Annotated in this window: 13 protein-coding genes; 7 read left to right on the forward strand and 6 right to left on the reverse strand. The window is 72.2% G+C overall.

The genetic code is table 11. The features are described from left to right. Positions 1-23: 23 nt before the first annotated feature. The 4 genes from ACFRMQ_RS14305 to ACFRMQ_RS14320 all read right to left on the reverse strand — a co-directional run bounded on the left by ACFRMQ_RS14305 (position 24) and on the right by ACFRMQ_RS14320 (position 4093). On the reverse strand, positions 24-1550 hold the full coding sequence (locus ACFRMQ_RS14305) for a M1 family metallopeptidase (protein ID WP_380730620.1): 1527 nt from the start codon (positions 1548-1550) through the stop codon (positions 24-26). A gap of 156 nt (positions 1551-1706) precedes the next feature. Then, a complete protein-coding gene (locus tag ACFRMQ_RS14310) occupies positions 1707-2579 on the reverse strand; it encodes a sulfurtransferase (RefSeq protein ID WP_380730622.1) in 873 nt (290 codons plus the stop codon). Positions 2580-2746: 167 nt separating this feature from the next. Next, positions 2747-3070, reverse strand: coding sequence for a hypothetical protein (locus ACFRMQ_RS14315; RefSeq protein WP_380730624.1), 324 nt, complete (start codon positions 3068-3070; stop codon positions 2747-2749). Positions 3071-3235: 165 nt separating this feature from the next. Continuing rightward, on the reverse strand, positions 3236-4093 hold the full coding sequence (locus ACFRMQ_RS14320; protein ID WP_380730626.1) for a polysaccharide deacetylase family protein: 858 nt from the start codon (positions 4091-4093) through the stop codon (positions 3236-3238). A 269-nt stretch (positions 4094-4362) separates the two neighbouring features. Between ACFRMQ_RS14320 and ACFRMQ_RS14325 the strand changes: the two genes are divergently transcribed. After that, complete coding sequence (locus tag ACFRMQ_RS14325; RefSeq protein WP_380730628.1) at positions 4363-5220, forward strand: SAM-dependent methyltransferase; 858 nt, start codon at positions 4363-4365, stop codon at positions 5218-5220. Positions 5221-5270: 50 nt separating this feature from the next. Here the strand turns inward: ACFRMQ_RS14325 and ACFRMQ_RS14330 are convergent, their stop codons facing one another. Then, the gene (locus ACFRMQ_RS14330; RefSeq protein ID WP_380730630.1) at positions 5271-6140 is read right to left on the reverse strand and encodes an Fpg/Nei family DNA glycosylase; all 870 of its coding nucleotides are present in this window, start codon (positions 6138-6140) and stop codon (positions 5271-5273) included. Between the two features lie 130 nt (positions 6141-6270). On the opposite strand from ACFRMQ_RS14330, the gene ACFRMQ_RS14335 reads away from it, so the two are divergent. From ACFRMQ_RS14335 to ACFRMQ_RS14355, 5 genes are all read left to right on the forward strand, one after another. Further along, on the forward strand, positions 6271-6822 hold the full coding sequence (locus ACFRMQ_RS14335) for an SRPBCC family protein (RefSeq protein WP_380730632.1): 552 nt from the start codon (positions 6271-6273) through the stop codon (positions 6820-6822). Between the two features lie 98 nt (positions 6823-6920). Then, positions 6921-7580, forward strand: coding sequence for a hypothetical protein (locus tag ACFRMQ_RS14340; protein WP_380730634.1), 660 nt, complete (start codon positions 6921-6923; stop codon positions 7578-7580). 117 nt (positions 7581-7697) lie between these two features. After that, complete coding sequence (locus ACFRMQ_RS14345) at positions 7698-8489, forward strand: DsbA family protein (RefSeq protein WP_380730636.1); 792 nt, start codon at positions 7698-7700, stop codon at positions 8487-8489. After that, positions 8486-9106, forward strand: a complete 621-nt coding sequence (locus tag ACFRMQ_RS14350; RefSeq protein ID WP_380730638.1) for a vitamin K epoxide reductase family protein — start codon at positions 8486-8488, stop codon at positions 9104-9106. The genes ACFRMQ_RS14345 and ACFRMQ_RS14350 overlap by 4 nt, the downstream gene beginning before the upstream one ends. Positions 9107-9196: 90 nt before the next feature. Continuing rightward, entirely contained in the window at positions 9197-9757 is a 561-nt protein-coding gene (locus ACFRMQ_RS14355) for a dihydrofolate reductase family protein (RefSeq protein WP_380730640.1), read from the forward strand. A gap of 31 nt (positions 9758-9788) precedes the next feature. Here the strand turns inward: ACFRMQ_RS14355 and ACFRMQ_RS14360 are convergent, their stop codons facing one another. Further along, the gene (locus ACFRMQ_RS14360; RefSeq protein WP_380730642.1) at positions 9789-10772 is read right to left on the reverse strand and encodes an adenosine deaminase; all 984 of its coding nucleotides are present in this window, start codon (positions 10770-10772) and stop codon (positions 9789-9791) included. A gap of 272 nt (positions 10773-11044) precedes the next feature. Here ACFRMQ_RS14360 and ACFRMQ_RS14365 point away from each other — a divergent pair, with 272 nt between their 5' ends. Continuing rightward, positions 11045-11326, forward strand: coding sequence for a DUF6158 family protein (locus ACFRMQ_RS14365; RefSeq protein ID WP_380730644.1), 282 nt, complete (start codon positions 11045-11047; stop codon positions 11324-11326). Positions 11327-11355 lie beyond the last annotated feature (29 nt).

Genomic DNA, 11355 nt, shown 5'->3' on the forward strand with positions numbered 1-11355 from the left:
CGTCGGCCGGACGGGCCGCGCCGTCAGTTACGCGTTCCGTGCTCCGAGTTGGCCTCCTGGATCTTCTTCCAGGACTTCGGCTCCACGGGCAGCTGTCCCTGTGTCCGGTCCGCGCCGGGAGCCAGCGCGGCCGGAGCCGAGGCGCCCTGCGCCACCGGCCCGACGGCCGGCTTGCCGGCGGTGAACAGCCAGGTGGTGAACAGGTCCCCGAGCTTCTGCCCGGACACCTTCTCGGCGTACGCCTGGAACTCCGCGACGGTGGCGTTGCCGTAGCGCCGCTCGGTGGGCCAGCCCTTCAGGATCCGGAAGAACTTCTCGTCCCCGACGGCGTGGCGCAGCGCCTGGATGGCCATCGCACCCCGGTAGTACACCGGGCTGGAGAACACGTAGTCCTCGCCCGGGTCGCCCGGCTTGATGCTCCAGAACGGGTCACCGGCCGGGCGGGCGGCGTAGATGTAGTCGACCAGCTCCTGCACGGTGCCCTCGTTCTCGTGCTCGGACCAGAGGAACTGCGCGTACGTGGCGAAGCCCTCGTTCAGCCAGATGTCGCTCCAGCGCGAGACCGAGACGCTGTCCCCGTACCACTGGTGGGCCAGCTCGTGGGCGACCACCGAGGTGTTGGAGCCCCGGTCGAAGTTCCCGGGGCCGTAGATGACCCGGGTCTGGGTCTCCAGCGCGCCGCTGCTCTGGAGGTTGGGGACGTAGCCGCCGGCGGAGCTGAAGGGGTACTCGCCGAAGTAGCCGCTCAGCCAGTCCACCAGCTCACCGGTGCGCTCGACGCTCGCCCGCGCCGCGGCGGCGTTCTCGCCGAGGTCCTTGCTGTAGGCGTTGTAGACCGGTATCCCGCTCGCCGTGGTGTCCTGGGTGATGTCGAACTTGCCGATCGCGAGGGTCGCCAGGTAGGTCGCCTGCGGCTTGTTCTCGCGCCAGCTGTACCGGGTCCAGCCGGCCTGCGAGCTGGTGCCGGTCAGCACGCCGTTGCTGATCACCTGGTTGCCGTTCGGCACCGACACCGAGACGTCGTAGGTGGCCTTGTTGCTCGGGTGGTCGTTGCTCGGGAACCACCAACCGGCCGACACGGGCTCGCCGGACGCCACCGCACCGTCCGGGGTGCGGTGCCAGGCGCTGTAGCCGTACCTCGTCACGGTGGACGGCACGTCCTTGTACCGGACCACCACGGTGGCCTGGCTGCCCTTGGCGAGCGGCCGGGCGGGGGTGATCTCCAGCTCCTGGTCGCCGCTGGTGGCGAAGGTGGCCGGCCGACCGTTGACCAGGACCTCCGAGACCTTCAGCGTGAAGTCGAGGTTGAACCGCGAGAGGTCCTGGGTGGCGGTGGCCAGGATGGTGGTGGTGCCTTCGAGCTCGTCGGTGGCGGGCTGGTACTTCAGCCGGATGTCGTAGTGCGAGACCTGGTACCCGCCGTTGCCGAAGGTCGGCATGTACGGGTCGCCGACGCCGTCGGCGCCGGGTTCGAAGCCGGTGGCCGAGGCGGGGACGGCCAGGAACAGGCTCAGGGCGCTGGCAGCAGAGACGATCAGCCTCTTTCGCACGTGGTCCTCCAGGGATCACCGGAACGATTGGGTTGAATCGATCCTTGTCCCGGAAGCCCTCGCTCCACTCCCCGATTGTGAGATGTTCATGAAAAGAAACGCGCCGACATCACACCGTCGCACTCGTCCCGCCGCAGCCGCGTCCCCGGGCGCCACTCACGCCCCGAGCACCACCGGTGCCCGCACCAGCGAGCCGTACTCCGTCCACGAGCCGTCGTAGTTCTTCACGTGGGGGTACCCGAGCAGCTCGGTGAGCGCGAACCAGGTGTGCGCGGACCGCTCGCCGATCCGGCAGTACGCGATCACCTCACGCTCCGGCTCCACGCCCTTCCCCCCGTACAGCTCCCTCAGCTCCTCGGCCGACCGGAACGACCCGTCCTCGTTGGCCGCCCGCGACCAGGGGACGTTGATCGCGCCGGGGATGTGCCCGGGCACCTGCGCCTGCTCCTGCGGCAGGTGCGGGGGCGCGATCAGCTCGCCCCGGAACTCGGCCGGCGAGCGGACGTCCACCAGCACCGCGTCCGCCCCGGGCTTGGCGAACACCTCGGCCTTGGCCAGGACCTCGTCCCGCATCGCCCGCAGCTCCGGCCGTTCGGGCCCGCTCAGCCGGTAGTCGGTGTGCTGGTAGTCCATCACCTCGCGGGTGAGCTCCCGCCCCTCCAGCTCCCACTTCTTGCGCCCGCCGTCCAGCAGCCGCACCGGCCCGAAGCCGCGCAGCCGCAACAGCCAGTAGGCGTAGGCGGCGAACCAGTTGTTGTTGCCGCCGTAGAGCACCACGGTGGTGTCGTCCTCGACCCCGGCCGCCCGGAGCAGGTGCCGGACGCCGTCACGGTCGATGTAGTCCCGGCCGACCTGGCTGTGCAGATCGGTGGTCCAGTTCCAGCCGACCGCGCCGGGGATGTGGCCCCGGTCGTAGGCCTCGGTGTCCTCGTCCACCTCGACGACCCGGATCGTCCCGTCGTCCAGGTGGTGGGCCAGCCACTCGGTGCGGACCAACGCCTCGGGGTGCGCGTAGCCGTTGCCGGTCATCCCAGGCCCTCCTTCGCTCTGCCCAGGGCTGCGGCGCCCGACCACGGGCGCTGCGGGCCGCACGACCACGGCGGGGCGTGCGGGCACGGCGGGGCACCGGCGACCGGGCCGGACAGTTCGAACCTACGCCGACCGTCCGGCCCGGTCCACCCCGAGCTCCCCGGCGTTCAGGAGAAGACGACCGAGCGCAGCTTCAGCCGGTCGCTCGCCTTCTTTCCGGGGTCCAGGACGTAGGACTCGCCGTTGCAGTCGAAGTCCTTGTAGACCGTGGCCGTGGACCGGGTGATGTTCTCCGGCGCGAAGGCCGGCTGCTCCGCCGTGGCCTCCGGAATGTCGATGCACCGGCCGCTCGGCGGGTTGAAGAGCCCGCTCGTGGAGCCGAAGCCGTACTTGGAGCGGAACTCGCCCTCTGCGGCGTGGGCCGAGAACGGAACGGCGAGGACGAGGGCGATGGCGCTGGCGGCGGCGAGCACGGCGTTGCGGAGACGCATGGGCGAGGGCCTTTCAGGTGGTACTCAGCGGTACCCGGTTGGTTGATGCGAGATCACCCTAGAGGCCCAAAATTCGCAGAAACGGTTCTTCTAATCCACCTATTCGAGTGGTTTAGAGGTTGAAGCCGCTACCCGCCTTCATTCGAAAGTTGCCGGAAATCCCACTCAGTTCGGAGGCGCCGTGAAGGAGTACCCCGAGTCGATCAGCACCGGCAGGTAGGCCTTCAGCGCCGCCACCGTCTGTGACCGGTCCCCGCCGCCGTCGTGGTTGAGCACGATCGACCCGGGCCGGACGTTCTTGAGGACGCGGTCGATGATCGCCGAGGTCCCCGGCCTGGCCCAGTCCCGCGGATCCACCGACCACGCCATGTTCCGCATCCCGAGGTCGGCGGCGATCCTGAGCGAGGCCGTGGACCAGTCCCCGCCCGGCGCCCGGAACCAGGTGGGCTGCCGGCCGGTGGTCCGCTGCAACAGGTCGGAGGTGCGCTCCAGTTCGTCCCGCACCTTGGCTTCGGACAGGTGCCGCAGCTCCGGGTGGGTCCAGGTGTGGTTGGCGATGTGGTGGCCGCGGTCCGCGATCTCCCGCACCAGGGCGGGGTGCTCGACCGCGTTCTCGCCGATCAGGAAGAACGTCGCCCTGATCCCGTACTGCTCGAACATCGCCAGCACGGTCGGCGTGTGCCGGGGGTCCGGGCCGTCGTCGATGGTGAGCGCCACGACCCGCCGCGCCGGGTCCAGGTCGTACACCGGCTTGGCCTCCGCCTCGGTGAGCACCCGGCGCACCGGCACCGTGCCCGACGCGGCAGAGGGGGCCGCGGACGGCGGCACCGGCGAGGGCACCGTGAACGGCGTGCCCGTCGGAGCACTCGCCGGGGGCGCGGCCGAGGCGGCGTCGGGGGCGCCCGGCGCCCCCTCGGGCCCGGCCGGAGCGGACGGCGCGACGGCGTCGGTCGCGCCCGATCCGTCACCCTCCCCGCCGCTCCAGGGACTCCGGCATCCGGCGGCCACTCCCAGAAGGGACATTCCGGCCGCGACCAGCAGCAATCTTCGCGAAGTAATCTGACGATCTGACAGCATTCTGGATGCTTCCCCCAGGCGTCATCGCCCCTCCCCGGGGGCAACTCCGACGGACCCGATCACCACTCCGACGGCCCAAGGACACCGCCCGCACACCCCACGCCCCGGGTTCTTCCACTGATCTTCCCCGACCGGACGCCCCGCCTCCCGTCCGGGCCGCTACGCTGTGCCTTCCCCAGTGTGATGATCTGCCATCAGAGTCAGAGGACGTGGCCATGACGACAAGTCAGGACTCCCCCCGCCCGGGCCCGCAGGACGACGCCGCCGAGCTCAGCCAGTGGGAACGCTTCGGTGTCGACACCACCGCCCCGCACTCTGCGCGCGTGTACGACTACTGGCTGGGAGGGAAGACCAACTTCCCGCCCGACCGCGCCATGGGACAGGCCATCGAGCAGGCCGTGCCGAGCGTCAAGGAGATGGCCAAGGCCAACCGGGCCTTCCAGGGCCGGGCCGTCCGCTACCTGGCCCAGGAGCACGGCATCCGCCAGTTCCTCGACCTCGGCACCGGCATCCCGACCTCGCCGAACACCCACGAGATCGCCGAGGCCGTCAGCCCCGGGACCCGGGTGGTCTACGTCGACAACGACCCGATCGTGCTCGCCCACGCCCGCGCGCTGATGGTCTCCAGCCCGGCCAGCCGCACCACCTACATCCACGCCGACCTGCGCGAGCCCGAGGAGCTGTTCGCCGACCCGGCGCTCACCGCCACCCTCGACCTCACCCAGCCGGTCGGCCTGCTGATGATCGCCGTGCTGATGCTGATCGCCGACGAGGACGACCCCTGGGGCCGGGTCGCCGCGCTGCGCGACGCCCTGCCGGCCGGCAGCTGCATCGCGCTGACCACCCCCACCCCGGACTTCGACCCGGAAGCCGTCGGCCAGGTCGCCGCCGCCGCCCGGGCCGGCGGGATGACCCTGGTGCCGCGCGGCTACGACGACGTGGTCCGCTTCTTCGACGGCTGGGACCTGATCGAGCCGGGCGTCGCCCCGGTGCTGGCCTGGCGCCCGGACGGCGAGCCGCCGGCCGACCCGAAGGCCGCGTACTACTGGGGCGGCGTCGCGATCAAGCGCTGACGCCGTCGGGCGGGGGGTGGGCCGGTCTCCGGCCGTCCCACCCCCACGCCTCACTTCAGCAACCGCGACAGCCGTCGGTCCGCCAGTGGCTTGCCCCCGGTCTGGCAGGTCGGGCAGTACTGGAGCGAGGAGTCCGCGAAGGACACCTCCCGGACGGTGTCCCCGCACACCGGGCAGGGCTCGCCCGTCCGGCCGTGCACCCGCAGCCCGAGCCTCTTCTCCGCCTTCAGCTCCCCCGCCGCCAGCCCGTGCGAGCGCTCCACCGCCTCGCGCAGCGTGCCGCCGAGCGCCTCGTACAGCCGGGCCACCTCGTCCTCGGTCAGGCTCGCGGCCACCTTGTACGGCGACATCCGGGCCGCGTGCAGCACCTCGTCCGAGTAGGCGTTGCCGACCCCGGCCAGCACGCTCTGGTCCCGCAGCACGCCCTTGATCCGGCGCCGCTCGTCGCGCAGCAGGGCGGCGAGGTCCGCCAGGGCGAAGGCCGGGTCCAGCGGGTCCGGGCCGAGCCGGGCCACCCCCGGCACCTCGTCCGGGTCCCGCACCACGTAGACGGCGAGCCCCTTCTTCGATCCGGCCTCGGTGAGGTCGAAGCCGTCCGCCGCCCCGCCCTCCAGCCGCACCCGCAGCGCCAGCGGGTTCCGCGGGCTCGGCCGCGGCGGCCGGTCGGGCAGGCCGTCCTTCCAGCGCAGCCAGCCGGCCCGGGCCAGGTGGACCACCAGGTGCAGCCCCTCGGCCTCGATGTCCAGGAACTTGCCGCGTCTGGTCACCGGACCGACCGTCCGTCCCTCCAGTGCCGTCACCGGCGGGTCGTACGTCTTCAGCGCGCTGATCGCCACCGGCTGCACGCGGGCGATCACGCGCCCGGTCAGCCGCTCGGACAGGAACGCGCTCAGCGCCTCGACCTCGGGCAGCTCCGGCATGCGGCCAGTCTCCCGCAGCACGCCGCCCACCGCGCGCGCTCACCGTCCCCCTCGCCCGCCGCCCACCCGTCCCCTTTGCCCGCCCCCACCCCGAGGCGCAGGCTGGAAACGAGGGAGGTGCCGCGCCGCCATGAGCACCCTTGAGGAACAGATCGACATCGCCGTCCCCGTCCTCGCCGCCTGGGAGCAGCTGCACCGCGTGCACGAGTACCCGCGGTTCGTCGACGGCGTCCGCAGCGCCCATCCGCACGGCCGGAACCTCGCCCACCTCGGGGTGACGATCGGCGGCGCGGAGCGCTCCGTGGACACCGAGATCACCGACCGCGGCCGGGGCCGGGTGATGGCCTGGCGGACGCTCGACGCCCTCCGGCTGCGCGGTGCCTTCGCGCTGCGGCCGCTCGACGCCCGGCACACCCGGCTCCAGATCCGGGTGGAGTACGACCCGGAGGCGGTACACCGGGAGTTCGGCGGGCCGCACGGCTTCGCCCAGGCGGGGGCGATCGAGCGGGCGGTGCGCGAGGACCTGGACCACTTCCGGGAGCTGGTCGAAGCCCGGGTGAACGCCACCGGCACCCGCGCCACCGACACCCGCGCCACGGCCCCCGACACCCGCGCCACGGCCCCCGAGGCCCACCCGGGGAGCCCGGCCGACCACTCCTCAGCCCCCGACACCCGCCCGTAAGCACCGCATAAGCCCAGCTCAGCACGGGTCGTGAGGCTGTTCACAACGCGCCGCCGGGCCGGCCGTTCCACTTTCAACCTGTGGCAGACTCGGAAGCCATGGACATCGGCCCGGTCACCAGGACGCTCCGCGCGGCGGTCTTCGCCGCGCTGGTCGTGCTGCTCGCCGGGCTCGGGCAGGTGCTGGTCACCGGCCGTGCGCTGCCGGTCGGCCCGATGCTGTCGGCCTCGGTCGCCGTCTTCGGGGTGGCCTACGCGCTGGCCGGCCGCGAGCGCGGCTACCCGGCGATCGCGGCGGTGTTCCTGCCGCTGGAGCTGGCCGCCGGCGCGCTGTTCGACCTCGCGCAGAGCTCCTGCCCCTCCCTGCCGCCCGGCGCCGGGCACGGCCTCCAGCCGCTGCTGTGCGGTGGCGGTTCGCTCGGCGGCTTCCTGCTCGGCCACGGCGTCTCCGCGCGGACCGGCGTGCTGCTGCTCCTGCTGCTGCACACGGTGATCGCGCTGGCCGGCGCCTACTGGCTGCGCCGCGCGGACGCCGCGCTGTGCTGCCTGGCCGGTGCCGTCCGGATGCTGGGCGAGTTCCTGCACCACCACCTGCCGGCCGCCGCCCGCCGGCTGCGGCTGCTGGTCGCGCCGCTGCCGGCCCGCCCGGTGGCGCGGGTGCCGTTCCCCCGGGCCAGCCGCGCGCTGGTCCCCGCCGAGGACGTCGTCGTCCGTCCGGCCGTCCGGCGCGGTCCGCCGGTGTTCGCCCTGGCCGCCTGAGCCGTAGCGCCGAGCCTTCGGCGCTCCCGCTCGCTCAGCCGGCTGTCTCTCCCCTCGCGCGGCCCCGACGCGCCGCGCGCCTTCCCGTACGCCCGAGAGCACAGGACGACGAAACCCATGAGCAACACCCGCAAGACCGACCAGAAGACCTCCGCTACCGAGCGCATGCGCACCGCCCGCGCCCAGGCCGAGCGCTCCGACCGGATCCGCCGCCGGGTGGTGGTCGGCGGCGCCTCCGCCGCCGTGCTCGCCCTGGCGGCGGGCGTGGCCTTCGCCGTCGGCGGCTCCTCCGGGTCCGGTTCGACCGCCGCGAACGGCCCGCTGGTCGTCCCGGCCAACGCGAGCGGCACCGACGGCACCGTGATCACCTACGGCAAGGCGGACGCCCCGCACACGCTGGAGGTCTACGAGGACTTCCGCTGCCCGTTCTGCGAGCAGCTGGAGACCACCACCGGCAAGGCCTTGCAGCAGCTCGCCGACGACGGCACGTACAAGATCGAGTACCACCTGGCGACGTTCCTGGACAACAACCTCGGCGGCAAGGGCTCGCGCACCGCGCTGGCCGCCGCCGGCGCCGCGCTGAACGAGGGCGTGGACAAGTTCAAGCAGTTCCACGACGTGCTGTACGCCAACCAGCCGGACGAGCGCAGCGACTCCTTCGGCGACGTCAACCACATCCTGGACCTGGCCGGCCAGGTGCCGGGCCTGAAAACCGACGCCTTCGTCAAGGCCGTGCAGGACGGCACCTACGCGCCGTGGGCGGCCAAGGTCAACACGGAGTTCAACAAGAGCGACGTCACCGGCACCCCGACCGTGAAGCTGGACGGCAAGAAGCTGGACGTCCTCACCAACGGCAAGGCCGTCTCCCCCGAGCAGTTCACCGCGATGGTCAAGCAGGTGACCGGATGACGGCCGGCGCCCCCGCCGTCCGGCCCTCCTACGGCGCGAGCCGCCCGTTCGCCTGGCTGCTGCTGATCGGCGGCGCGGTCGGCCTGTTCGCCTCGGCCGTCCTCACCCTGGACAAGATCAAGCTGCTGAAGGACCCGTCGTACGTCCCCAGCTGCAACATCAACCCGATCATCAGCTGCGGCTCGATCATGCGCAGCGAGCAGGCCGAGGCCTTCGGCTTCCCCAACTCACTGATCGGGCTGGTCGCCTTCGGGGTGGTCGTCGCGGTCGGCGCCGGACTGCTCTCCGGCGCGGCGTACCGGCGCTGGTTCTGGCTCGGCCTCCAGGCCGGAACGGTGTTCGGCGTCGGCTTCGTGACCTGGCTGATGTACCAGGCGCTGTACCGGATCGGCGCGCTCTGCCCGTACTGCATGGTGGTGTGGGCCGCGGTGATCCCGCTGTTCTGGTACACCACGCTGCACAACCTGCGCTCCGGCGTGATCCCGGTGGGCCCGCGCCTGCGGGTGGCCGTCCGGGAGGCGGCCCGCTACCACTGGGTCGTCCCGGCGCTCTGGTACGCGGTGATCGCGCTGCTGGTCCTCAACCGGTTCTGGTACTACTGGAGCACCCTGATCTGATCCCCCTGTCCGCCGCCCCGCCGTTCCGTCGGGGAGGGCGGCGGACCGTCCTCCCGGTGGGGTGCCGTGCGCCGCAGGATCGTCCTCTTCGTGTCCCTCTCGGTCGACGGCTGCTTCGAGGGCCCGGACCACGACCTCGGCTGGAACCTCGTCGACGACGAGGTGCACGGCCACTTCAACCACGTGCTCGCCCGTATGGGTGGTTTCGTGTCCGGTCGGGTGACGCACGAGCTGATGGCCTCCTACTGGCCCACCGCCGACCAGGACCCGGCCGCCGACGGCGTGACGGCCGAGTTCGCGGGCATCTGGCGCGCCATGCCGAAGACGGTCTTCTCCCGCACCCTCGACCGCGCCGACTGGAACACCACCGTCGTCCGCGAGGTCACCCCCGAGTCGGTCGCCGCCCTCACCGCCGGCCCCGGCGGCGACCTCTCCCTCAGCGGCGCGAACCTGGCCGCGTCCTTCCTCGCCCAGGACCTGGTCGACGAGTTCCGCCTCTACGTCCACCCCGTCGTCCTCGGCCGTGGCACCCTCTTCTTCCGCCCGGCCGACCGGCCCTCCCCACTCACCCTGATGGACACCCACCGCTTCACCAACGGCGTCACCCTGCTCCACTACGAGCGCGGCGGCCCGTCGCCGCTGGACGGGTGACGGGCCGCGGTACCGGGCGTGGGCGGGCCGGTCAGAAGACGTAGGCCTCGACCTCGGCGAGGAGTTCGGCGCGGCGCCGCTCGTCGATGAACGAGGCGCGGAAGGAGTTGGCCGCCAGCAGGCGCAGCGTCTCCTGGTCGAGGGCGAGGGCCTCGCGGACGGCGCGGAAGTTGTCCTCCACGTAGCCGCCGAAGTACGCCGGGTCGTCGGAGTTGACGGTGACCAGCAGGCCGGCCTCCAGCATCTCGTCCAGCGGGTGGTCGGCGATCGTGTCGATGCAGCGCAGTCGGACGTTGGAGAGCGGGCAGAGGGTCAGCGGGATCTGCTCGCGCACCAGGCGGGCGACCAGCTCGCCGTCCTCCAGGCAGCGCAGCCCGTGGTCGATCCGCTCGACGCCGAGGACGTCCAGCGCCTCGGTGATGTACGAGGCCGGGCCCTCCTCGCCGGCGTGGGCGACCCGGTGCAGCCCGGCCTCGGCGGCCCGGCGGTACACCTCGCGGAACTTCACCGGCGGGTGGCCGACCTCGGCGGAGTCCAGGCCGATGCCCGCGATCCGGTCGAAGTACGGGCGGGCGGCCTCGAAGGTCTCCAGTGCGGACTCGGCGGACTCGTCCCGCAGGAAGCACATGATCAGCCGGGTGCTGATGCCGTACCGCTCCTCGCTGCGCTCCAGCGCCCGGGTCAGCCCGTCGACCACCACGCCCAGCGGCACTCCGCGCGCGGTGTGCGCCTGCGGGTCGAAGAAGATCTCCGCGTGCCGCACGCCCTGCTCGGCGGCCCGGGCCAGGTAGGCGTCGGCGAGGTCGGCGAAGTCGTCCTCGGTGCGCAGCACGGCCATCAGCGCGTAGTAGAGGTCCAGGAAGGACTGGAGGTCGCTGAAGGAGTACGCCTCGCGCAGCGCCTCGGTGTCGGCGTACGGCAGTTGGATGCCGTTGCGGGCGGCGAGTTCGAAGGCGAGTTCGGGCTCCAGGGTGCCTTCGATGTGCAGGTGGAGTTCGGCCTTGGGAAGCGGCATGTGCGATCTGTCCGAGCGGTAGGGGTGGACCCGAAGGTCGTGGACGGATTCATCCTATGAGCTGCGGAGTTTCGGGGCGGTGGGCGGTTCCCGGAGGGTGCGCAGCGGCGAGAGCAGCGGCAGTGCGCCGGCCAGGACGAGCAGACCGGTCATCACCCACATGGTGGCACGCAACCCGAGGACCGCGCCCAGCGCGCCACCGGCCAACGGGTGCACCCCCGCCGGTCGGCAGGCACCCTGGAGGAGGGGACTTCCGCCGAGGAGGCATCGAGATGCGGCACGCCGAAGACCCGCACATCCGGCCCGCGGGCATCTCCGCGCACGCCCTGGGCAACGACACGCTCCTCCACGAGCTGGAGCAGCTGCACCGCACGCGCCACGAGACCTTCCTGTACGGCTCGGAGGAGGCGCTGAAACGCCACACGCTCCGCACCGGGGAGCTGGAGGCCGAGTACCTGCACCGCTTCCCCAACCGGCAGACCACCGCCTCCCGGACCAGGGCCGGGGCCCGCGCCCGGGAGGCCGCGGCCCGGGTGGAGTCTCTGCCGGAGTAGCCGGAGTAGCCGGAGCGACTGAAGAGGAG

Source organism: Kitasatospora sp. NPDC056783, assembly GCF_042789895.1.
In the GTDB taxonomy this organism is placed as follows: Bacteria; Actinomycetota; Actinomycetes; order Streptomycetales; family Streptomycetaceae; genus Kitasatospora.